This is a genomic window from Rhodopseudomonas sp. NSM (assembly GCF_052445935.1).
GTDB lineage: Bacteria > Pseudomonadota > Alphaproteobacteria > Rhizobiales > Xanthobacteraceae > Rhodopseudomonas.
The window spans coordinates 391,178-411,842 of record NZ_JBQTCH010000002.1; the positions used below are offsets into that span (position 1 = coordinate 391,178).

22 protein-coding genes are annotated in these 20,665 nt (G+C 65.4%); 13 read left to right on the forward strand and 9 right to left on the reverse strand.

Annotation, left to right across the window (positions count from 1 at the left end; translation table 11 throughout):
* The first annotated feature begins 3 nt into the window (after positions 1-3).
* The 6 genes from ACTZWT_RS06095 (at position 4) to ACTZWT_RS06120 (ending at position 7,707) form a co-directional block, all read left to right on the forward strand.
* Positions 4-2,505, forward strand: coding sequence for an LPS-assembly protein LptD (locus ACTZWT_RS06095; protein ID WP_444769214.1), 2,502 nt, complete (start codon positions 4-6; stop codon positions 2,503-2,505).
* 67 nt (positions 2,506-2,572) lie between these two features.
* Positions 2,573-3,502: a SurA N-terminal domain-containing protein gene (locus ACTZWT_RS06100; RefSeq protein WP_444768802.1), complete on the forward strand. Its 930-nt coding sequence runs from the start codon at positions 2,573-2,575 to the stop codon at positions 3,500-3,502.
* Between the two features lie 62 nt (positions 3,503-3,564).
* The gene (gene pdxA, locus ACTZWT_RS06105; RefSeq protein ID WP_444768803.1) at positions 3,565-4,569 is read left to right on the forward strand and encodes a 4-hydroxythreonine-4-phosphate dehydrogenase PdxA; all 1,005 of its coding nucleotides are present in this window, start codon (positions 3,565-3,567) and stop codon (positions 4,567-4,569) included.
* Entirely contained in the window at positions 4,566-5,429 is an 864-nt protein-coding gene (gene rsmA, locus ACTZWT_RS06110) for a 16S rRNA (adenine(1518)-N(6)/adenine(1519)-N(6))-dimethyltransferase RsmA (RefSeq protein WP_444768804.1), read from the forward strand. The genes pdxA and rsmA overlap by 4 nt, the downstream gene beginning before the upstream one ends.
* Before the next feature lie 13 nt (positions 5,430-5,442).
* Positions 5,443-6,501 carry an alcohol dehydrogenase gene (locus tag ACTZWT_RS06115; protein ID WP_444768805.1) on the forward strand — a complete coding sequence of 353 codons (1,059 nt, stop codon included), beginning with the start codon at positions 5,443-5,445 and terminating at the stop codon, positions 6,499-6,501.
* Between the two features lie 159 nt (positions 6,502-6,660).
* Positions 6,661-7,707 carry a hypothetical protein gene (locus tag ACTZWT_RS06120; protein ID WP_444768806.1) on the forward strand — a complete coding sequence of 349 codons (1,047 nt, stop codon included), beginning with the start codon at positions 6,661-6,663 and terminating at the stop codon, positions 7,705-7,707.
* 33 nt (positions 7,708-7,740) lie between these two features.
* Here ACTZWT_RS06120 and gmk read toward each other — a convergent pair whose 3' ends face one another.
* The 7 genes from gmk to fabD form a co-directional block, all read right to left on the reverse strand.
* The gene (gene gmk, locus ACTZWT_RS06125) at positions 7,741-8,403 is read right to left on the reverse strand and encodes a guanylate kinase (RefSeq protein WP_444768807.1); all 663 of its coding nucleotides are present in this window, start codon (positions 8,401-8,403) and stop codon (positions 7,741-7,743) included.
* A 2-nt stretch (positions 8,404-8,405) separates the two neighbouring features.
* Positions 8,406-9,293 (reverse strand): YicC/YloC family endoribonuclease, encoded by an 888-nt coding sequence (locus ACTZWT_RS06130; protein ID WP_444768808.1) that lies wholly within the window; start codon positions 9,291-9,293, stop codon positions 8,406-8,408.
* A 97-nt stretch (positions 9,294-9,390) separates the two neighbouring features.
* Entirely contained in the window at positions 9,391-10,644 is a 1,254-nt protein-coding gene (gene mltG / locus ACTZWT_RS06135) for an endolytic transglycosylase MltG (RefSeq protein WP_444768809.1), read from the reverse strand.
* A 203-nt stretch (positions 10,645-10,847) separates the two neighbouring features.
* Positions 10,848-12,113 (reverse strand): beta-ketoacyl-ACP synthase II, encoded by a 1,266-nt coding sequence (gene fabF / locus ACTZWT_RS06140; RefSeq protein WP_444768810.1) that lies wholly within the window; start codon positions 12,111-12,113, stop codon positions 10,848-10,850.
* 97 nt (positions 12,114-12,210) lie between these two features.
* Positions 12,211-12,450, reverse strand: a complete 240-nt coding sequence (locus ACTZWT_RS06145) for an acyl carrier protein (protein WP_002716125.1) — start codon at positions 12,448-12,450, stop codon at positions 12,211-12,213.
* Positions 12,451-12,791: 341 nt separating this feature from the next.
* Positions 12,792-13,529: a 3-oxoacyl-[acyl-carrier-protein] reductase gene (gene fabG / locus ACTZWT_RS06150; RefSeq protein WP_444768811.1), complete on the reverse strand. Its 738-nt coding sequence runs from the start codon at positions 13,527-13,529 to the stop codon at positions 12,792-12,794.
* A 20-nt stretch (positions 13,530-13,549) separates the two neighbouring features.
* Positions 13,550-14,509 (reverse strand): ACP S-malonyltransferase, encoded by a 960-nt coding sequence (fabD, locus tag ACTZWT_RS06155; RefSeq protein ID WP_444768812.1) that lies wholly within the window; start codon positions 14,507-14,509, stop codon positions 13,550-13,552.
* Positions 14,510-14,802: 293 nt separating this feature from the next.
* Here fabD and ACTZWT_RS06160 point away from each other — a divergent pair, with 293 nt between their 5' ends.
* The 5 genes from ACTZWT_RS06160 to rplI all read left to right on the forward strand — a co-directional run bounded on the left by ACTZWT_RS06160 (position 14,803) and on the right by rplI (position 18,786).
* Positions 14,803-16,074, forward strand: a complete 1,272-nt coding sequence (locus ACTZWT_RS06160) for a diguanylate cyclase domain-containing protein (protein ID WP_444768813.1) — start codon at positions 14,803-14,805, stop codon at positions 16,072-16,074.
* Positions 16,075-16,334: 260 nt separating this feature from the next.
* On the forward strand, positions 16,335-16,814 hold the full coding sequence (gene rpsF, locus ACTZWT_RS06165; RefSeq protein WP_444768814.1) for a 30S ribosomal protein S6: 480 nt from the start codon (positions 16,335-16,337) through the stop codon (positions 16,812-16,814).
* 5 nt (positions 16,815-16,819) lie between these two features.
* Complete coding sequence (rpsR, locus tag ACTZWT_RS06170; RefSeq protein ID WP_011441353.1) at positions 16,820-17,059, forward strand: 30S ribosomal protein S18; 240 nt, start codon at positions 16,820-16,822, stop codon at positions 17,057-17,059.
* A 153-nt stretch (positions 17,060-17,212) separates the two neighbouring features.
* Positions 17,213-18,163, forward strand: a complete 951-nt coding sequence (locus ACTZWT_RS06175; RefSeq protein ID WP_444768815.1) for a hypothetical protein — start codon at positions 17,213-17,215, stop codon at positions 18,161-18,163.
* Between the two features lie 35 nt (positions 18,164-18,198).
* Positions 18,199-18,786 (forward strand): 50S ribosomal protein L9, encoded by a 588-nt coding sequence (gene rplI, locus ACTZWT_RS06180; RefSeq protein WP_444768816.1) that lies wholly within the window; start codon positions 18,199-18,201, stop codon positions 18,784-18,786.
* A 78-nt stretch (positions 18,787-18,864) separates the two neighbouring features.
* On the opposite strand, the gene ACTZWT_RS06185 is transcribed toward rplI, so the two are convergent.
* Positions 18,865-19,959, reverse strand: coding sequence for a hypothetical protein (locus ACTZWT_RS06185; RefSeq protein ID WP_444768817.1), 1,095 nt, complete (start codon positions 19,957-19,959; stop codon positions 18,865-18,867).
* Between the two features lie 48 nt (positions 19,960-20,007).
* Between ACTZWT_RS06185 and ACTZWT_RS06190 the strand changes: the two genes are divergently transcribed.
* Positions 20,008-20,208 carry a hypothetical protein gene (locus ACTZWT_RS06190; protein ID WP_444768818.1) on the forward strand — a complete coding sequence of 67 codons (201 nt, stop codon included), beginning with the start codon at positions 20,008-20,010 and terminating at the stop codon, positions 20,206-20,208.
* Here ACTZWT_RS06190 and ACTZWT_RS06195 read toward each other — a convergent pair.
* Positions 20,196-20,396, reverse strand: a complete 201-nt coding sequence (locus ACTZWT_RS06195) for a hypothetical protein (RefSeq protein ID WP_444768819.1) — start codon at positions 20,394-20,396, stop codon at positions 20,196-20,198. The genes ACTZWT_RS06190 and ACTZWT_RS06195 overlap by 13 nt on opposite strands.
* A 137-nt stretch (positions 20,397-20,533) precedes the next feature.
* Between ACTZWT_RS06195 and ACTZWT_RS06200 the strand changes: the two genes are divergently transcribed.
* Positions 20,534-20,656, forward strand: coding sequence for a hypothetical protein (locus tag ACTZWT_RS06200; RefSeq protein WP_444768820.1), 123 nt, complete (start codon positions 20,534-20,536; stop codon positions 20,654-20,656).
* Positions 20,657-20,665 lie beyond the last annotated feature (9 nt).

Sequence of the window (20,665 nt, forward strand, 5' to 3'; positions counted from 1 at the left end):
GCCATGATCGCCGCCCTCCGAGACGAACTGCCTGGCATGCTGCGACGCACCATCGTGCGCAGCAAACGCTCCCTGTTGGCCAGTTGCGCGATTCCATTGGCCGCCCTGCTGCTGGCGGGCGCCGTCGATCTTGCGTCGATCTCCTCGGCGGAGGCGCAGAGCTACACCTATAATCCGCGCCCGGTCCGGCCGCGTCCGCCCCAGACCGGGACGGACGGGCAAATGCTCGTCCAGGCGACCGAGGTCAATTACGACTACAACAACCAGCGGGTGTCGGCCGTCGGCAACGTCCAGATGTTCTTCAACGGCACCACCGTCGAAGCCGACCGGCTGGTGTATGACCAGAACACCAAGCGTCTGCGCGCCGAAGGCAACGTGCGCATGACGGACGCGACGGGCAAGATCACCTACGCCAACATGCTCGATCTGAGCGACGACTACCGCGACGGATTCGTCGATTCGCTGCGCGTCGATACCGCCGAAGACACCCGCATCGCGGCGTCGCGCGCCGATCGCACCGACGGCGATTACAACGTGTTTCAGAACGGCGTCTACACCGCCTGCGCGCCGTGCAAGAACGATCCCAAGAAGCCCCCGCTGTGGCAGGTCAAGGGCGCGCGGATCATCCACGACCAGACCGACAAGATGCTGTATTTCGAGAACGCCCAACTCGAATTCTTCGGCGTTCCGCTGGCCTATCTGCCGTATTTCTCGACGCCCGACCCGACGGTGAAGCGCAAGACCGGCTTCCTGATGCCGTTCTATACCAGCAACACCAATTTCGGCCTGGGCTTCGAAATTCCGTTCTATTGGGCGCTCGCACCGGATTACGACGTCACCCTGACGCCGCGGATCACGACCAAGCAGGGCGTGCTGATGCAGGCTGAATTCCGCCAGCGTCTGCTGGACGGCGCCTATCAGATCCGCGCCTATGGCATCAACCAGTCCGATCCGGCCGCCTTCGGCGCCAATCCGGGCAACCGCGACTTCCGCGGCGGCGTCGACACCAAGGGCGAGTTCGCGCTGAACGACAAATGGGTGTTCGGCTGGGAAGGCGTGCTGCTGTCCGACCGCGCGTTCTTCCTCGACTATCGGCTGGCGCAATATCGCGACAGCTGGGGCACCTTCCTCAACCAGACCACGGAAGCGACCTCGCAGATCTATCTGACCGGCGTCGGTAATCGTTCCTATTTCGATCTGCGGGCGATCCATTATCTCGGTTGGGCCGCCGCCGACATTCAGGGCCAGATTCCGGTCATCCACCCGGTGCTCGACTATTCGAAGACGCTCGATCGCAACATCTTCGGCGGCGAGGTCAGCTTCAGGACCAACCTCACCAGCTTGAGCAGGCAGACCGCGCAGTTCGACCCGATCACGACCATCGCCAATACGACGGGGCTGTGCCTGACGACGTCCGCCGACCCGCTGGCGCGCATGCCGTCGAGCTGCCTGCTGCGCGGCATTCCCGGTACCTACACGCGGGTGACCGCGGAGGCGCAATGGCGCCGCTCGTTCACCGACTCCTATGGTCAGATCTGGACGCCATTCGCGTCGATCCGCATGGATGCGATCGATTCGTCTATCTCGAACCAGCCGGGCGTCTCAAACTATCTCCCGGTCGGCGATACCCAGGCGTTCCGGGTGATGCCGACGGTCGGCCTCGAATATCGCTACCCGTTCATCAACGTGCAGCCGTGGGGCACCACGACGATCGAGCCGATCGCGCAGGTGATCGTCCGCCCGAATGAAACCTACGCCGGCAAGCTGCCGAACGAGGACGCGCAGAGCATGGTGTTCGACACCAGCAATCTGTTCAGCGTCGACAAGTTCTCCGGCTACGATCGCGTCGAAGGCGGCGGCCGCGCCAATGTCGGCATTCAGGCGACCACGCAATTCGATCGCGGTGGCGCGATCAACGTGCTGTTCGGGCAGTCCTATCAATTGTTCGGGCAGAACTCCTACGCGGTGAAGGACACCACCAATACCGGTCTCGATTCGGGGCTCGCGACGGCCCGTTCCGACTATGTCGGCCGGGTCTCATACTCGCCGAATTCGACCTATAAGTTCACCACCCGTGCGCGCCTCGACGAGGCGACGCTCGACGTCAACCGCTTCGAGGCCGAAGCCAGCGCGTCGTTCAATCGCTGGTCGGTCAGCGTGATCTACGGCAACTATGCGGCGCAGCCGGATCTCGGGTTCCTGACGCGACGTCAGGGCATCCTCACCACCGGTTCGATCAAGGTGGCGTCGAACTGGGTGGTGTCGGGCGGTGCCCGATGGGACCTTGAGGCGAACAAGATCAACCAGTATATCGTGGGCGCAGGTTACGTTGACGACTGCTTCGTCATGGCCGTGAACTATGTCACCGGCTATTCGTACGCCAACTACGGAACGACGCCGACGCTGAATCACTCGGTCATGCTGCAGATCGGACTTCGGACCATCGGCATGAGCGCGATGCAACAGAGCGTATCGGGCGCGTCGAGCGGCGTTTTCGGCCAGTAGCGCCGAAACACATACGGGCAGGCCCCGTTTCTGATCAATCAAATCGGCTGGGAGGCATATGCGACCCATGACGACCAAGTTTTCCTTTCGTATGTTCGCTCTGGCGCTGGCCTGCGCCGTCACCACGTGGGGCGGAGTGGGACTCGCGCGCGCGCAATCCGTCGCCGTCATGGTCAATGGCGAGCCGATCACCAATTTCGACATCGAGCAGCGCTCCAAGCTCGACAGGCTGTCGAACCAATCCCGCACGCGTCAGCAGATTCTCGATGAACTGATCGACGAGAAAGTCAAAATCAGGGAAGGCAAGAAATTCGGCGTCAACCCGAGCGATTCCGACATCGATTCGTCGTTTGCGAGCATGAGTTCGCGGATGCGGATGTCGCCGGATCAGATGGTGAAAATGCTCGCCGCTCAGGGCATCCGCCCGGGCACACTGAAGTCCAAGATCAAGGCCGAGATGGTCTGGACCAGCCTGGTGCGCGGCCGCTTCAAGGACAGTCTGCTGGTCGGCGAGAAGGATATCCAGGCGCAGCTCGCCGCGAAGGGCGGCGACGACAAGGCGACGACCGAGAGCTTCGAATATCGGATGCGACCGGTCGTGCTGATCGTGTCGCGCGGCTCCGGCGCGGGCGCGGTGGAAGCCCGGCGCAAGGAAGCCGAATCGTTGCGCGGCCGCGTCCAGAGCTGCGCGGAGGCCGATCGCATCTTCAAGGCATTGCCGAACGCGGCGATCCGCGGCACGGTCGTGAAGACGTCGGCCGATCTTCCGCCGGCGCTGCGCGAGATTTTGGACAAGACCCCGGTCGGCCAGATGACGGCGCCGGAAGCGACCAAGCAGGGGATCGAGATGGTGGCGCTGTGCTCCCGCAAGCCCACCACCGCCGACACGCCGATGAAGCGTGAAATCCGCGAGAAGATGTATGCGGAAAAATTCCAGGCCAAGTCGAAGGACTATTTGCGCGAGTCGCGTAATGCCGCGATGATCGAGTATCGCTAGGGCGCGCATCAGGCACCGCGCGAATTCGCGCGGCACGGGGCGCTTCCGGCGGCGGACCAAGAATGACCAGACCACTAGCCTTGTCGCTCGGCGAGCCAGCGGGCATCGGCCCCGATATCACGATCGCGGCGTGGATGCGCCGCGACGCGGGCGATCTTCCGCCGTTTTATCTGCTCGGCGACCGCGACTGCGTGGCGCGGCGCGCGCACCTGTTGGGCGTCGACATCCCGATCGCTGATGTGTGTGCCGAAGAGGCCGCCGAGACCTTTGCGACCGCCCTGCCCGTCGTGGCGACAGGACATGCCGCGACGGCAGACCCCGGCAGGCCGGACGCCACCAGCGCAACCGCAGCGATCGCGTCGATCCGCCGGGCGGTGGACGATGTCGGGGCCGGCCGGGCGGCCGCGATCGTCACCAATCCGATCGCCAAGAGCGTGTTGTATCAAGCCGGCTTCGCGCATCCCGGCCACACCGAATTCCTCGCCGAACTGGCGCGCGGCGATGGCGCGTTGCCGCAGCCGGTGATGATGCTGTGGTGTCCGACCCTCGCCGTGGTGCCGGTCACGATCCATGTTTCGCTGCGCGACGCGATCGCCCAGCTCACGACCGAACTGATCGTTTCGACCGCACGCATCGTGGTGAAGGATCTGCAACGCCGCCTCGGCATTGCCGCGCCGCGGCTCGCGCTCGCCGGCCTCAACCCGCACGCCGGCGAAGACGGCGCGCTGGGGAGCGAAGATCGCGCCATCGTCGCGCCTGCGGTGGAGATCCTGCGCCGCGACGGGATCGACGCCCGCGGACCGCTGCCCGCCGATACGATGTTTCATCCCGCCGCGCGCGAACGCTACGACTGCGCGATCTGCATGTATCACGACCAGGCGCTGATCCCGATCAAGACCATCGCCTTCGACGAAGGCGTCAACGTCACGCTCGGTCTCCCTTTCATCCGCACCTCGCCCGATCACGGCACGGCATTCGACATCGCCGGCACCGGGCGCGCCGATCCATCGAGCCTCATCGCCGCGCTGAAACTCGCGGCCCGGATGGCTGCGGCGCGTTCGCCATGAGCGCGATCGACGGTCTGCCGCCGTTACGCGACGTCATCAAGCGCCACGACCTCGCCGCGAAGAAATCGCTCGGTCAGAATTTTCTGCTCGACCTCAACCTCACCGCCCGGATCGCGCGCGCCGCCGGCCCGCTCGAGGAGGTCACCGTGGTCGAGATCGGTCCCGGCCCCGGCGGATTGACCCGCGCGCTGCTCGCCACCGGTGCCCGGCGCGTGATCGCGATCGAACGCGACGAGCGTGCACTCGGCGCGCTCGAGGAAATCGCGGCGCACTATCCGGACAGGCTGGAGATCGTCTGCGCCGATGCGATGGAGTTCGACCCGCGGCCGCTGCTGGGGAATGCGCGCGCGAAGATCGTCGCCAACCTGCCCTACAACATCGCCACGCCGCTGCTGATCGGCTGGCTCTGCGCCGAGCCGTGGCCGCCCTGGTACGACATGATGGTGCTGATGTTTCAGCGCGAAGTGGCGCAGCGCATCGTCGCCTGCGAAGACGACGACGCCTATGGCCGGCTCGCGGTGCTGTCGAACTGGCGGTGCGAAACCGGGATGCTGTTCGACATCGCGCCCTCCGCCTTCGTGCCGCAGCCGAAGGTGACCTCCTCCGTGGTCCGCCTGGTCCCGCGCTCCGCGCCCGAACCATGCAACCGCGCGGCGCTGGAGCAGGTCGCCGCCGCCGCCTTCGGCCAGCGCCGCAAAATGCTGCGGCAGAGCCTCAAGGCGCTCGGCGTCGATCCGGCGCGGCTGGCCGAGGCCGCCGGCATCGATCCGACGCGCCGCGCCGAGACCGTCCCGGTGTCCGGCTTTGTTGCCATGGCGAATGAATTGACCGATATACGAGCTACAAAAAACACACCCTAAGGGAGAGACCGACATGACGCAGATGCGTCGCCAATCGCTGGTGAAATTCGACGCCCCGCTGTGCGAGACCATCATCGACACGCCGAAGCCGCAGGGCCGCGAAGTGCTGGTCCGGATCGAGCGCTGCGGGCTGTGCCATTCCGATCTGCACATTCAGGACGGCTACGCCGATCTCGGCGGCGGTAAGAAGCTCGACACCACGCGTGGCATGACCCTGCCGTTCACGCTCGGCCACGAAATCGCCGGCGTGGTCGATGAAGTCGGCCCCGATGCGCCGGCCGATCTGGTCGGCAAGAAGAAGGCGGTATTTCCGTGGATCGGCTGCGGCAAGTGCCGCGACTGCCTCGCCGGCGACGAGAATCTCTGCACCAAGAATCGCTTCCTCGGCGTCGCGATCGACGGCGGCTTCGCCACGCACGTGCTGGTACCCGACGCGAAGTATCTGCTCGACTACGACCCGCTGCCGACCAATGTCGCGGCGACGCTGATGTGCTCCGGCATCACCGCCTACGGCGCGCTGAAGCGGCTGGTGGATCAGCCGCGCCAACGCAACATCCTGCTGATCGGTCTCGGCGGCGTCGGCATGATGGGGCTGTCGCTGGCGCAGGCGATGTTCAAGCAGCCGATTTCGGTCGCCGATCTCAGCCCGGCAGCGCGCGAAGCGGCGCTGCAGAACGGCGCCGCGACCGCCTATGATCCGTCGGAGCCGGACGTGATCAAGCGCATCGTCAAGGAAACCGAAGGCGGCTTCGACTGCATCGTGGATTTCGCCGGCAACGACAAGTCGATGAACTTCGCCGTCGGAACCGTGGCGCGCGGCGGCAAGATCGTGGTGTCAGGCCTGATGGGCGGCCAGTTCAGCCTGCCGATGGTGCAGTGGATCTACAAGCGCATGACCGTCGAGGGCTTCATGGTCGGCACGCTCGAAGAGACCAAGGAGCTGCTGGCGCTGGCGCGCACCGGCAAAATCAAGCCGACGCCGATGAAAGAAGAGCCGATGACCGACGTGCAGAAGTGGATCAATCAGTTGCGCGCCGGCAAGGTCGTCGGCCGCATCATGCTGACCAACTAATCGCGCTTCCGCGGAGCTGCATTGCGGGTTCCATTCCACCCGCAATGCAGGCCCGATTCTTGTCCCAACCCCACCGGATTTGCGGCTTATTGCGACCCCATTTGATGCGGAAAACAGCGAACGCTAAATTTCCGTTACCGCATCATGATCGGGGATGCCATGAGTCAGTCCACCGCGAAGGTCCTGAGCGCCGCCGGCGCCGGATTGATCGCAAGCCTCGCCCTCACCGCCGTTCCCGATAGCGCCGCGCAAGCGAGCGAATGTCTCGCCGGACCGAAGGGACCGGCGCCCGCCGGAAGCCATTGGTTCTACCGGACCGATCACACCAACAAGCGCAAATGCTGGTACGTTCGCGCGACGGGCGAACAGTCGGCGAAGCCGGCCGACACGGCCTCGACCGATGCGGCCCCGGGCGGCACGAACGCCGCAGCCGCCGCACCGGCAGTCAGAAGCCAGCCTGCGGCGGCCGATCCGACGGCCTCCGCTGCCGGGCCGCAGACCTCGCCCAAACCGGTGCGAACAACTGCAGTGCCGTTGCATTCATCGATCGCCAATGCGCGTGCCGAATTTCCATCGCCGCCTGAACCCGCGCCGATGCGCGAAGTCGCCGAACCGGGCCAGGCTTCGCAATTCCCGGCGCCGCTACCTGCGATGACGTCATCGTCAAATCCGCAGAGCCCGACGCAAGCCGGCGAACTGCCCAGCGCGAGCCAGGGCTCGCCGATCGACCAGCGCTGGACGGACGCGACCGCAATCGATGCGTCCTCCGCTGGTCCGGCTTCGACGGCGGATGCATCGAGCAAGCTGCGCACGGCTGCGCAATCGGCGGCGGCCAAGGGCGCCACGCCGGCTGCGGCAGCGCTGTCCGCGAGCGGATCCGCATCCACGCTGATCGCCGCGCTGCTCGCCGCGCTCGCCCTCGCCGGCCTGATCGTCGGCGGCATCGTCAAATTCGGCAGGCGCGAGCCTGTCGTTCGTCGCGATCCCAACGGCCGTCCGGATATCTGGCGCGACGCGCCGAGATCGGCCTTAGCCGAGGACGTCGCCGCCGAACATATCGATCTCGAAATTGATCCGTCGCCGCCGACGCAGCCCGCCGAGCCGCCGGCCTGGATCAAGGCCGCGCGCCAGCGCCAAACCGAAGTGAAGAGCACCGACGAGATCGAGGAATTGCTGGCGCGCGCGCAGAAGCGTCCGGCGGCTTGACGCCTCCACGGGAGTAGCGGCGATACCCGCCCGCTACTTCTCGAGTTCGCGGCGCATGTCGCGCACGAACGCGTCGATCCCGATCTGCCGCTCGCGCTTGAGCTGTTCCGCGCGCAGGATCGCTTTGACGGATTCGAAGGCGACGCCGATGTTGTCGTTGACGACGATGTAGTCATAGGCGTCGAAATGACTCATCTCGTCGCCGGCCTTTTTCATCCGTCCGCGGATCACTTCGTCGGAGTCCTGCGCGCGGGTGTGCAGACGATGCTCGAGGTCCTGAACCGACGGCGGAAGGATGAAGACGCTGACGACGTCGTTCGACGCCCGGCTGCGCAACTGTTGGGTGCCCTGCCAGTCGATGTCGAACAGCACGTCGTTGCCTGCGGAGAGCGCCGCTTCGACCGGCGCGCGTGGCGTGCCGTAGCAATTGTCGAACACGTTGGCCCATTCGAGGAACTCGCCGGCCTCGACCATCGCGTCGAATTTCGGTCGGTCGACGAAGTAGTAGTCGCGACCGTCGACCTCTCCCGGCCGCTTCGGCCGGGTGGTCGCCGACACCGACATCCGCAGTCCCGGCGCCTCGTCGACCAGCATGCGCGAGAGCGTCGTCTTGCCGGCGCCGGACGGCGACGACAGCACGAACATCAGTCCGCGCCGCTCGATGCCGTTCAGGCTGCCCGCCGCGCCGTCTTTCATGCTCACTCCAGATTCTGCACTTGCTCGCGGAACTGCTCGACCACGTTCTTCATCGCAAGACCCGTATTCGTCAGTTCGATATCGATCGACTTGGAGCAGCAGGTGTTCACCTCGCGGTTGAATTCCTGCGACAGGAAGTCGAGCCTTCGGCCGACGGCACCGCCGGTGCCCAGCATCTCGCGGGCCTGCGCGACGTGAGAGGCGATGCGGTCGAGTTCTTCGCGAATGTCGGCTTTGGTCGCCATCATGATGGCTTCCTGATGCAGCCGATCCTGATCGAACCGCTCGGACGTCTCCAGCAGCGCCGCGACCTGTTCGGCGAGCCGGGCCTTGATCGCCTCCGGCTTGCGACCGGGCGCGGCCTCCGCCTTCTTCGCCAAAGTTTCGATCTCGTCGAGCCGCTGCGACAACACCCCGCCGAGCGTCGCGCCTTCGCGCTTGCGCATCTCGATCAGGCTGGCGAGCGCCTGCGCAAACGAGGCCTCGACCGCGGCGCGCGCGGCCTGCTCCTCGGCCTCGTCGGCCTCCGGTTCGAACACTTCGATCACGCCCTTGATCGACATCAGCCCATCGATGCTCGGCGCCACCGCATCGACCCGGCCCGCAAGATCGGTTGCGATCTTCAGGACCGAATTCAGCACATCCTCATTGATGCGCACCGTCGACGCCGCATCGGCGCGCTTGACCGTGAGGTTGGCGTAAACGGTGCCCCGGGACAGCGCCTCGGCCGCGCGCTTCCGTACGCCGGCCTCGATATCGTCCCAGCCCTGCGGGATGCGCAGCCGGAAATCGAAGCCCTTCGCATTGACGGACTTCAATTCCCATTCGAACGAATACGGGCCGCTGCTGCCGTGGCTGCGCGCAAACCCCGTCATGCTCGACAAAGACATCGCTCACAGACTCCGCAGATTGCTGGATTGAGATTCGCGTGACGCGTGGACGGCGGAGCTTAGCCCATCGCGGCGTGCGATGGGAACAGCCGCGGGACTAATCCCGGCCGCCTGCAGCCGGAGCGGTGCCGTTCGGCGTCCGCTTCTTGGGTGCACCGCTGTTCCTCGCAGGCTTCGCCGCCGGCGCAGGCGGCGGGGCCGATGCGTTCGCGTCGGGAGCGCCCGTCGCTGTCGGCGGGGTATCCTCCGCGGGCTCCATCGTATCGTCCTGCGTCTGCCGCTCGAGCGCCCTCAGCTTGGCGACGTTCTTCAGATGCTGATCATAACTGTCGCTGAAGGCGTGACCGCCGCTGCCGTCCGCGACGAAGTACAGATCGCGCGTTCGCGCCGGGTTGGCCGCAGCTTCCAGCGAAGCCCGGCCGGGATTCGCGATCGGGCCCGGCGGCAAACCGTCGATGACATAGGTGTTGTAGGGGGACGGCTGCTGAATTTCGCTGCGCTTGATCGGTCGCCCGAGCGTGCCCTTGCCGCCGACCAGGCCGTAGATGATCGTCGGGTCGGACTGCAGCCTCATCTTCTTCTGCAGGCGATTGACGAACACGGCGGAGACACGGCTTCGCTCATCCGCCTTGCTGGTCTCCTTTTCCACGATCGAGGCGAGGATCACCAGTTGCTCGGGCGTTTTGATCGGGATCTCCGGATTGCGGCGTTCCCAGACTTCGCTCAACACGCGTTTCTGCGCCTGCTGCATCCGACTGATCACCTGCTCGCGCGGCGTGCCGCGCGGAAACTTGTAGGTCTCCGGCAGCAATGTTCCTTCTCGCGGAATTTCGCGCAGGCCCCCTGTGAAGATGCCGTTGTCGGTGAGGCGTGAGACGATCTGCTCGGAGGTCAGTCCCTCCGGAATCGTCACCGCGTGCTGCACCACCTTGCCTTCGACGATGGTGCCGATCACGTCGCGCAGGCTGGCGTTCTTCTGAAATGAATACTCGCCGGGCTTGAGATCCGCGCGCGCCTTCAACGCCAGCACGCTGCCGATGAACACCCAGCGATTGTTTTCGATCACGCCTTCGCGCTGCAGGATCTCGGCGATATCGCCGAGCCCTGCGCGCTGCGGAATGTTGACGACCTTGTCTTCCTGCAACGGGCCGTCGGCCTCGATCTTCTGCTTGCCGTAGACGTAGATGCCGCCCGCGCCGATCATCAGCACCAGCACCAGCGTGATGATGGCGTTGCCGATGATCACCAGCGGATTGCGCGCCCGATCCGATCGCTTCGGCGGCGGCGGCAGTTGCTCCGGTTCCAGCGCCGCGCGCGGACTTCTCGGCGAGATCGGCGGCCTTTCACTCATCGGTGCAACCTGATTCCTGTGGTCTGATGGATGGTCCGTGCAAGATCGCACCGGCGGCGTTCGGGATCACGTCGTTGATGTGGAGATCCGGCGTGGAACTGCTCCAGACGTCATCGGGGCCGCAGCCGATCATACCCCCATATTGCCTGATGTCGCAGGATTTAGCAGGGATTACGGCGAAACGTTGAAGCGTTTGCAGCGCGTCAATCGACGACACGCTGCAGGATCAACGATGCATTAGTCCCGCCAAAGCCGAAAGAGTTCGACAGCGCGACGTTGATTTCACGTTCGCGCGGCTTCCACGGCACGAGGTCGATCGCGGTTTCGACCGACGGGTTGTCGAGATTGATGGTCGGCGGCGCGACATTGTCGCGAATCGCCAGCACGCTGAAGATCGCTTCGACCGCGCCGGCCGCGCCGAGCAGGTGGCCGATCGAGGATTTCGTCGACGACATCGACACCCGCGACGCGGCGTTGCCGAGCAGTCGCTGCGCGGCGCCGAGTTCGATCTCGTCGCCGAGCGGCGTCGAGGTGCCGTGCGCGTTGATGTAGTCGATATCGGAGACCGCAATGCCCGCGCGTTTGATCGCGGCGCCCATGCAGCGGAATGCTCCGTCGCCGTCCGGCGCCGGCGCCGTGATATGATGGGCGTCGCCGGTCAGGCCGTAGCCGGTCACTTCGGCGTAGATCCGCGCGCCGCGCGCCTTGGCGTGTTCGTACTCCTCGAGCACGACGATGCCGGCGCCCTCGCCCATCACAAAGCCGTCGCGATCCTTGTCATAGGGTCGCGACGCCTTCTGCGGCGTTTCGTTGAAACCAGTCGACAGCGCACGCGCGGCGCAGAAGCCGGCCATCGCCAGACGGCTGATCGGGGATTCGGTGCCGCCAGCGACCATCACGTCGGCGTCGCCGAGCGCGATCAGCCGCGACGCGTCACCGATCGCATGCGCGCCGGTCGAGCACGCCGTGACGACGGAGTGATTCGGTCCCTTGAGCCCGAACTCGATCGACACATAGCCCGAGGCGAGATTGATCAGACGGCCCGGTATGAAGAACGGTGAGATCTTGCGCGGCCCGCGCTCTTTCAGAATCAGCGCGGTCTCGGCGATCCCCTGGAGGCCGCCGATGCCGGAGCCGATCAGCACGCCGGAGGCGCAGCGTTCCTCTTCGGTGGACGGATGCCAGCCGGCGTCGTCGAGGGCCTGGCGCGCCGCGCACATCGCATAGACGATGAATTCGTCGACTTTGCGCTGGTCCTTCGGCTCCATCCATTGATCGGCATTAAAGGTGCCGTCGGTGCCATCGCCGCGCGGGATGATGCAGGCGATCTGGCTGGTCAGGTCGGAGACGTCGAAGGCTTCGATCTTTCGCGCACCGCTCTCACCTTTGAGAATCCGGCTCCAGGTCGCATCGACGCCACAGCCGAGCGGCGAAACCATGCCTAGGCCTGTGATCACGACACGTCTCATATCCTGTACTCCGGGCCAGAATGCGCGGTCCAAAGCAAGAAGCCGGTGGACCGCTGATGCACGGTCCGTCCGGCTTCATCGTTCACCGCGCAGAGGATCAGCTCTTCGCGTTCTTTTCGAGGAACTTGGTGGCGTCGCCGACGGTCAGAATCGTCTCGGCGGCATCGTCGGGAATTTCGCAGCCGAACTCTTCTTCGAACGCCATCACGAGCTCGACGGTGTCCAGGCTGTCGGCACCGAGATCATCGATGAAGCTGGCGCTATCGACCACCTTCTCCGGCTCGACACCGAGGTGCTCCACCACGATCTTCTTAACCCGCTCGCCAATCTCACTCATTCTCTAACCCCGTGCTGTTCCGACCCGACCGACAGACGATACGAGCCATCGTGGTGCGTCAACTCGCTAAGTTCCCGTCGCAATCGCGAAAGTGTACTGATTTTGCCCCGTCCCCGAGGTCGAAAACCGACCGCCCCCAGCGGCAGGTCCCCATCGGCAATATACAGGGTTTGGACTTCCTGCAATGGCCTTCTTTGCCTATCCGCCGGTGCTCCGGTTATCATACTTCCGATGCATTGACCACCGGACACGGCCGCAGGCGCGGACCGCCGCGTGTGATGCCAAGGACTTGCAGCACAGGGACTTGCAGCACAAGGACTTGCAGCAAAGGTGCCGCCGGCTCAGATCATGGCCATCCCGCCGTTGACGTGGATGGTCTGCCCGGTGACGTAGGCGGCCTCGTTCGAACTGAGATACACTGCCGCAGCCGCGATGTCCTCGGGGGTACCCAGCCGGCCTGCCGGCACCTTGCCGAGAATCGCTTCACGCTGTTTGTCGTTCAGCACATCGGTCATCGGCGTCGCGATGAACCCCGGCGCGATGCAATTGGCGGTGACGTTGCGCTTGGCGTATTCGGCGCCGAGCGTCTTGATCATGCCGATCAGCCCGGCCTTCGACGCCGTGTAGTTGCCCTGCCCGGGATTGCCGGTGACGCCGACCACCGAGGTGATCGCGATGATGCGGCCGAATTTCTTGCGCATCATCAATTTGGTCGCGGCGCGGGTCAGCCGGAAGGTCGCCGTGAGATTGACCTTGATCACTTCGTCCCAGTCCTCGTCGCGCAACTGCACGAACAGATTGTCGCGGGTGATGCCGGCATTGCAGACCAGAATGTCGAGCTGCCCCATGGCTTCGGCCGCCGCCGGCACCAGCGCCTCGACCTCCGACGCCTCGGAGAGGTTGCACGGCAGCACGTGAACGCGCTCGCCGAGCCTCGCCGCCAGCGTGTCCAGCGCCTCGCGCCGGGTGCCGGAAATCGCCACCGTCGCGCCCTGTCCATGCAGCGCCTGCGCGATCGCGCCGCCGATGCCGCCGGTTGCGCCGGTGACCAGCGCGGTTCGTCCTGTCAAATCGAACATGTCGTCTCCTTCGCCGCCGATTACGTCGAACGTCCGGCCGTGAGTGCGTCCTTGGCGGCCGCGATATCGTTGGGACTGCCGATGGCGAGACCCGTCGCGCCGTCGGTGATCCGCTTGACCAGTCCGCTCAGCACCTTTCCGGCGCCGATCTCGAAGAACCGGGTGACGCCCTGGCTGGCCATATACTCTACCGACTCGCGCCAGCGCACGGTGCCAGTGACCTGCTCGATCAGTCGGCGGCGGATCTCGTCCGGGTCGGTGATCGGCGCGGCCAACACGTTGCAGACCAGCGGCACCGCCGGCGACCGGATCGTCACCCCCGCCAGAGCTTCCGCCATCGCCTCGGCCGCGGGCTGCATCAGGGTGCAATGGAACGGCGCCGACACCGGCAGCAACATCGCGCGCTTGGCGCCCTTGCCCTTGGCGATCTCGACAGCGCGCTCCACGGCCTCCCTGTGGCCGGAGACCACCACCTGACCGCCACCATTGTCGTTGGCAGCCTGGCAGACCTGGCCCTGGGCCGCTTCGCTCGCGACCGCCATTGCGGCCTCATAGTCGAGCCCGAGCAGCGCGGCCATCGCGCCGACGCCGACCGGCACGGCCTTCTGCATCGCCCGGCCGCGGATGCGCAGCAGTCGTGCGGTATCACTGACCGACAGCGCGCCGGCGGCTGCCAGCGCCGAATATTCACCCAGCGAATGCCCGGCGACGAAGGCGGCATCGCGACCGACGTTCAGCCCCGCCTCGCTCTCGAGCACCCGCAGCGCGGCCAGAGACACCGCCATCAACGCCGGCTGGGCATTCTCGGTGAGCTGCAGCGTCTCCGCAGGCCCCTCCCAGATGATCGCCGTCAGCTTTTCGCCGAGCGCGGCATCGACCTCGTCGAACACCGCCTTTGCGGCGGGAAAGGCATCGGCCAGCCCCTTGCCCATGCCGACCGCCTGCGAGCCCTGCCCGGGGAATGTGAATGCTGCCGTCATTGCGTTCCTGAACCTTTCTGAGTGGCGCCGTAAGACACCCCGCGGGCGGGTCGTGTCAAGTTGACCAATGCAGGGGCGCGCTCCCCTCTATAGGCGCGCCGCCCCTCCGGCTGCAGACGGGAGGTGCCCGTCCGTGTCCCGCCGAAGAGATTGCGACGGCCTCGCAGTCGCGGAACATTCGGTCACCCAAGACCGAGTTTGTTTACTCTGTCTGAATTCATGCAGCGCAATATGGCGCCAATCAACCGTGGTTCGGCTAAAGCCCAACGACAACAAGTAACAGCCCGTATCTGATGCCCTACGTGAACGAAGTCGACATCCATCCGATCGAAACCGGAGAGGCTGGACATACCGGCGCGATGGCGCGCGCCATCGCGTGGCTGGTCAACGGGCCGCGTTGCCAGCCTCAGCCGATCACGCGCCGGCTGCTGCTCCACAGCCAGACAAAGGCGCGCTCGCTGGTCCTGGCCATCCTTTCGACCGTCCTGTTGACGATCGTTGCTGCGACAATGACGGGCGCGGCCTGGGCCTACACCTGGCTGGGGGTCGAGCTGGCCTTCGGCGTCGCCCGGTACGCCGCCCTGCGTTCGCTGATCAGGGCCCAAGCCGCCGGCCGGGCCGGCAACGCCGTGCTGCCATTGTATATCGGCCTGTCCTGGGGCGTCAGCTACGCGATTGGCTGCGCAATGTGCGTCGTCTCGGGCGAATGGCCGCTGATCCTGCTCGCAGGGATGGTGATCGCCGGTCTCGCCGGTGGCATCTCGTCGCGCAATGCGGGCACGCCGCGCTACGGAATTACGCTGATCTACATTCTCGGCCTTCCCTACACCTGCGCCCTGGCGTTGTCGCCGATTCCCCATATGTACGTGGTCGGCATTCTGGTTCCGCTGTGGGGACTGGGGATGGCGCTGGTGTTGATGGAAAACTATCAGGTTCTGCTCAATCTGTTTCTGAAAGAGCGGGAAAACCAGTGGCTTGCAAACTACGACCCGCTCACCGGCCTGCCGAACCGGACCATGCAGCATCAGCGCTTCGAGCATCTCTTGCAGAGCGCGCTCAGCACGCCCGGCCGGGGTTATCAACCGCTGACGGTGTTTTGCCTCGACCTCGACGGATTCAAGGCCGCCAATGACTGCTACGGCCACGCGCTCGGCGACGCGGTGCTGGTGGTCGTGGCCGAACGGCTTCGCCATTGTGTGCGCGATCACGACCTGATCTTCCGGGTCGGCGGCGACGAGTTCGTGATCCTGCTGCCGGCGACCAATGCCGACGAAAGCACGGCGATCGCCCGGCGGGTGATTGCCCGGATCGCCGAACCTTTCGATCTCGGCCGCGAAGAGCCGCTGACGATCGGCGTCAGCATCGGCAGCGCCACCTTCCCGCGCGACGGCTCGACGGTCGACGCCCTGCTCCGCGCGGCCGACAGTGCGATGTACGAGGCGAAGCGTCAGGGCAAGGGCATCGTGGTGCAATGCGATGGCCTTGACGATGCGATCGGGCTGGTTCCCGAGGCGGATGCCAACTCCCGCGCGGCACGGCGGGTGTGGTCCGGAGCCGAGGCCTGACGGGCGGATTCGAACGTCCAGGGCGCCGGAGAACGTTCGGACCCTTGCCATCGCGGCCAAAATCCGTATAACCCGCGCATCCGCAGATCCCGGCCGGGAGCTGAACGGACGGTCTCAGCATTTTCACCTTTCCGGCGAATTTGATGCGGCAGAGCCAGTCGGCTCGTCGTCCCGTGCTTCCGCCTTCTGAGCAGTCGAGTCCTTTCCGAAGGGTTCGAAGGGCTTGCCGCCGGTTCTGCGCCAACATGGAAAGGACTGTCATGCCTCTTTACGAGCATGTTTTTCTCGCGCGTCAGGACGCGAGCACCCAGCAGGTGGAAGAGCTGACCACGCAGATCACCGGCGTGATCGAAGGGCTCGGCGGCAAGGTCACCAAGACCGAAGCCTGGGGACTACGCTCCCTCACCTACCGCATGAACAAGAATCGCAAGGCGCATTTCGTGCTGCTCAACATCGACGGCCCCTCCGCGGTGGTCGCCGAGATCGAGCGCCAGGAGCGCATCAACGAAGACGTCGTGCGCTATCTGACGATCCGCGTCGAAGAGCACGAGGAAGGCCCCTCGGCGATGATGCGCAAGGCCGACCGTGACCGCGAGCGCGACGATCGCGGCCCCCGCGAGGGTGGCTTCCGTGGCGATCGTGAAGGCCGAGGCGACCGCGAGGGCGGTGGCTTCCGTGGCGACCGTGGTCCGCGCCGTCCGCGTGAAGACGCCGACACTGCCGCAGCGAGCGAGGAGTAAGAATCATGGCTGAAGCAGGTGCCCGCCGTCCGTTCTTCCGCCGTCGCAAGACCTGCCCGTTCACGGGTCCGAATGCGCCGAAGATCGACTACAAGGATTCCAAGCTGTTGATGCGTTACGTCTCCGAGCGCGGCAAGATCGTGCCGAGCCGCATCACTGCCGTCTCCGCCAAGAAGCAGCGCGAACTCGCGCGCGCCATCAAGCGCGCCCGTTTCCTCGGTCTGCTGCCCTACGTCATCCGCTGATTGTTTCACCCGCGGCGTTCGCGCCGCGGGTTTCCCTTGGTTTCGTCGTCACGTGTCGCAGATCACGTGTCGTAAGTCATAAGGCGCCGCTGACCCGGACGCCGATGGTTGGGGCGAATCGCCTCTAACCGCTCGAAAGGAGCGGGACAGCTGATGATGATCCAGATCCTGATCGCGATTGCCGCTGGCTGTGCCTCGGCGTTGATGTTCGCCTCGATTGTCTCGGGCGCGCTGATTTCATTGCTGCTGTTTTATCTGGCGCCGCTGCCGCTGATGGTGGCCGCGCTCGGCTGGGGCGCGGCAGGCGCCGCGGCTGGCGGGCTGCTCGGCGCCGCCGGGCTCGCCGCGATCTTCAGTTTCTCCTACGCCATCGCCTTTATGGTCACTGTCGTGGCGCCGGCCTACTGGCTCGGCCGCCTCGCGATGCTGGCGCGACCGGCCGAGGCCCCGGACGGCGCCACCCCGGCCGCGCTGGAGTGGTACCCGGTCGGCCGCATCGTGGTGTGGATGGCCGGTTTCGCCGCGTTGACCACGATGGCCGCGATGCTGACGCTCGGCACTGACGGCGCTACGATCAGCGAAGGCCTGCGCAGCGGATTGCAGCGGGCGCTGGGCCCGCGCAGCTCCGCCGATGCCGACAAGCTGATCGACGCGCTGGTCGCGGTCGCGCCGCCGGCCGCCGCCACGGTGGCGATGCTGACCTTGACGCTGAATCTTTGGCTCGCCGCCAGGATCACCGCGACCTCCGGCCGGCTGACCCGGCCGCGGCCGGATCTGCGAACAGTGGCGCTGCCGGCGATGACGCTGGCGGTGCTCTCGCTCGCACTCGGCCTCAGCTTTGCCGGAGGCTTGGCCGCGTTGATCGGCAAGACCGTGAGCGCCACGCTGCTGGTCGCCTACGGGCTGACCGGCGCGGCCACACTGCACACGCTGACGATGTCCGCCCGCCATCGCGGCTTTCTGTTGAGTTCGACCTACGCGCTGGTGCTGATCTTCCTGTGGCCGGCGATCGGCCTGATCGCTCTCGGCATCGGCGACGCCGTCTTCGGCTTTCGTCAGCGCTACTACCAGCGCCGCTCGATGCCGCCACCGACCGCTAACTGATTTTTTCCCCTATCAAACAACCCGAGGAGAACAACATGGAAGTCATTCTGCTGGAACGCGTCGCCAAGGTCGGCCAGATGGGCGAACTGGTTCGTGTCAAGGACGGTTATGCCCGCAATTTCCTGCTGCCACGCGGCAAGGCGCTGCGCGCGACCGCCTCCAATCGCGACAAGTATGAGCACATGAAGGCCGATCTCGAGGCGCGCAACATCGCCGCCAAGGCTGAAGCCGCCAAGGTCGCGGAGAAGATCGACGGTCACAATGTGGTCGTGATCCGTCAGGCTTCCGAAACCGGCCAGTTGTTCGGTTCGGTGTCGGTGCGCGACATCGTCACCAGCTTCGAAGCCGAAGGCGTCATGATCAGCCGCAGCCAGATCCTGCTCGATGCCCCGATCAAGACCATCGGCAAGCACACCATCGAAGTCGCGGTGCATCCGGAAGTCGAAGTCGGCGTGTCGGTGACTGTGGCGCGCAGCGCCGAGGAAGCCGAGCGGATCAATCGCGGCGAGGACATCTCGACCCGTCGGGAAGACCAGGACGCGGCCGCCGAGGCGATCGCCGCTGCCGGCGAATTCTTCGATCCGGATGCGGAGCAGGAAGAAGAACAGCCGGCCGAGCAGTAAGCCGCTCGCCTGCGAGGCGCCTCAACGAAAAAGCCCGGCATTCGCGCCGGGCTTTTTTTTGCATTGAGACGACGCGGTCTATCGTGAGATCGGCACGTCGCGCGAGTTGCCTTGCTCGGGCGGCGGCGGCGGCGTCGGCGTCACGGTGACCGAGGGTTCGCTGGACGGGGTTGCCGCAGCGGCCGGCGTACTGGTCGGGGTCGCAGGCGTCGCAGCAGGCGCCGTCGAAGCCGCAGGCGGCTCGTGCGGCTTCGCAAGCGGAGCAGTCGCCGGCGGCGTGTCGGCGGGCTTCGGCGCCGGCGTCACCGCAGGAACCGGATCGGCGCGCAGCGGCACCGCGCCAGGCGTTACGGCCCGCTCCGCCGGCACGGCCTCGGTCTGCGGCGGCTCGGTCTTTGGCGGTTCGGTCTTGACGGAGTCCGACTTCGGCTGTTGCGGCTCGACGACATCCGCTTTCGACGCATCGGGCTTGGGCGTGCCGGAATTCGAAGTTTCCGGCTTCGGGGTTTCCGACGTCGAAGTTTCCGGTTTCGCAACGTCTGTTTTCACAGCGTCTTGTTTCGCTGCGGCCGGTTCGCTCGCGGCGGGCTCCGGCTTCGCCGCTTCGCCCTTGGCCGCGTCGGCAGGCGCGCCCTTCGCGGGCTTGTCTTTCCGGCTTTGCTTGCGGCGATCCTTTGCGGGCGGTTGATCCACAGGCGCAGCGCTCTCCGCTGCCGCAGCACCGTCGGCGGGTTTTTCAGCTTCGGGTTTGGGCGGCCGTTTGCTGTGGCGGCCGCGGCGCGCGCCTTCTTCGGCCTGCGCCGGAACTTCGGGTCGCGCCGCCTCTGGTTTGGCCGTCTCCGGCTTTTCAGCCTGCTCCGCGCCCGGCCGCTGCCGGCGCCCCGACCGGCCGTCCTGCTGGCCGGGATTGGTCCTGACGTCGTTCTGCCTGTAGCGGGTGTCGGTCGCTCCGTTGGAAATCAGGTAGGCCGCGAGCAACGAAGCCATGTCGCCGCTGGTCGTGTAGTGCTGGCGCAAAAACGACGCCAGGGAATTGGGGGGTATCGATCGAACGAGACCGCGCGCGCCTTTGTGGCACACGGCGCAATTCCCTGAAAAAAGCTGGGCCGGGCTTTTGCCGGCCTCGAGGTTCTGCGCCTGCGCCGGGGGCGTGATGGAGGCGATCAGAAGCATCACCGCCGCTGAAATGAGCGCTCGGCTCGACATTTGATCCTCCAATGCATGAACGGCCGCGCCCGCGGCGCAGTCCTTTTATCCGATTGGAAGATGATTGGAAGGGAAGAGATGACGCTGTTTTGCCATAACGAACAGTCGCATACCAGCCGCGCAATCGCGTCGTCGATGCGCGGGTTGGATCCGCCGGACGGGCCTGCCAGCGTCGGCGGCGCGCTGGTCAGCTCAACAAGCGATCAAGCAGCGTGAGTGAGCCGGACCTTGCTCTCGTCATCGCGCGGTCCCTTGTGAATCGAAAGATGTTCACGCGTGGCGGTCAGAAGCGCCCGGTCGCACGGAACGGCACGCACCTCAGTGCGCAACGTCGCCTCGAACGATTCGATCAGCGATTCCAGCCAGAGCCGGTCGGTTCCGTCGCGTCGCTGTTTCTGAGCCATCGCCGTTCCCGTGTTTCATCTTCGATATTTTGCGTGATCAACCCGCCGCCGCTCGAACCGTTCCTACAAATGACAACCCTCGGCTAATGTGACCAAGATCACAGATCAATTTCCCGGCGTCGCGCTCAATCCGGTTCATGATCGAACAGCCCCGCAAAACGCGCCTCCGGGTCCCGAAGGACATCGCCATCGACTATGCCCTGCTCGCCATTGGGACAGCGACAGGGCTGATCGGATTAGTCTGCCTGCTGCTGGTGTGAGAAATCCGA

Excerpts from the sequence above, each read along its gene's own strand:
- fabD (WP_444768812.1), bottom strand. The coding sequence starts at position 14,509 with ATGACGGCAGCATTCACATTCCCCGGGCAGGGCTCGCAGGCGGTCGGC.
- ACTZWT_RS06195 (WP_444768819.1), bottom strand. The coding sequence starts at position 20,396 with ATGGCTCAGAAACAGCGACGCGACGGAACCGACCGGCTCTGGCTGGAA.
- ACTZWT_RS06095 (WP_444769214.1), top strand. The coding sequence starts at position 4 with ATGATCGCCGCCCTCCGAGACGAACTGCCTGGCATGCTGCGACGCACC.
- ACTZWT_RS06175 (WP_444768815.1), top strand. The coding sequence starts at position 17,213 with ATGATGATCCAGATCCTGATCGCGATTGCCGCTGGCTGTGCCTCGGCG.
- pdxA (WP_444768803.1), top strand. The coding sequence starts at position 3,565 with ATGACCAGACCACTAGCCTTGTCGCTCGGCGAGCCAGCGGGCATCGGC.
- ACTZWT_RS06160 (WP_444768813.1), top strand. The coding sequence starts at position 14,803 with ATGCCCTACGTGAACGAAGTCGACATCCATCCGATCGAAACCGGAGAG.
- mltG (WP_444768809.1), bottom strand. The coding sequence starts at position 10,644 with ATGAGTGAAAGGCCGCCGATCTCGCCGAGAAGTCCGCGCGCGGCGCTG.
- fabF (WP_444768810.1), bottom strand. The coding sequence starts at position 12,113 with ATGAGACGTGTCGTGATCACAGGCCTAGGCATGGTTTCGCCGCTCGGC.
- rpsR (WP_011441353.1), top strand. The coding sequence starts at position 16,820 with ATGGCTGAAGCAGGTGCCCGCCGTCCGTTCTTCCGCCGTCGCAAGACC.
- ACTZWT_RS06120 (WP_444768806.1), top strand. The coding sequence starts at position 6,661 with ATGAGTCAGTCCACCGCGAAGGTCCTGAGCGCCGCCGGCGCCGGATTG.
- gmk (WP_444768807.1), bottom strand. The coding sequence starts at position 8,403 with ATGAAAGACGGCGCGGCGGGCAGCCTGAACGGCATCGAGCGGCGCGGA.
- ACTZWT_RS06145 (WP_002716125.1), bottom strand. The coding sequence starts at position 12,450 with ATGAGTGAGATTGGCGAGCGGGTTAAGAAGATCGTGGTGGAGCACCTC.
- ACTZWT_RS06130 (WP_444768808.1), bottom strand. The coding sequence starts at position 9,293 with ATGTCTTTGTCGAGCATGACGGGGTTTGCGCGCAGCCACGGCAGCAGC.
- rsmA (WP_444768804.1), top strand. The coding sequence starts at position 4,566 with ATGAGCGCGATCGACGGTCTGCCGCCGTTACGCGACGTCATCAAGCGC.
- ACTZWT_RS06185 (WP_444768817.1), bottom strand. The coding sequence starts at position 19,959 with ATGCTTCTGATCGCCTCCATCACGCCCCCGGCGCAGGCGCAGAACCTC.
- ACTZWT_RS06190 (WP_444768818.1), top strand. The coding sequence starts at position 20,008 with ATGAACGGCCGCGCCCGCGGCGCAGTCCTTTTATCCGATTGGAAGATG.
- rpsF (WP_444768814.1), top strand. The coding sequence starts at position 16,335 with ATGCCTCTTTACGAGCATGTTTTTCTCGCGCGTCAGGACGCGAGCACC.
- rplI (WP_444768816.1), top strand. The coding sequence starts at position 18,199 with ATGGAAGTCATTCTGCTGGAACGCGTCGCCAAGGTCGGCCAGATGGGC.
- ACTZWT_RS06100 (WP_444768802.1), top strand. The coding sequence starts at position 2,573 with ATGACGACCAAGTTTTCCTTTCGTATGTTCGCTCTGGCGCTGGCCTGC.
- ACTZWT_RS06115 (WP_444768805.1), top strand. The coding sequence starts at position 5,443 with ATGACGCAGATGCGTCGCCAATCGCTGGTGAAATTCGACGCCCCGCTG.
- ACTZWT_RS06200 (WP_444768820.1), top strand. The coding sequence starts at position 20,534 with ATGATCGAACAGCCCCGCAAAACGCGCCTCCGGGTCCCGAAGGACATC.
- fabG (WP_444768811.1), bottom strand. The coding sequence starts at position 13,529 with ATGTTCGATTTGACAGGACGAACCGCGCTGGTCACCGGCGCAACCGGC.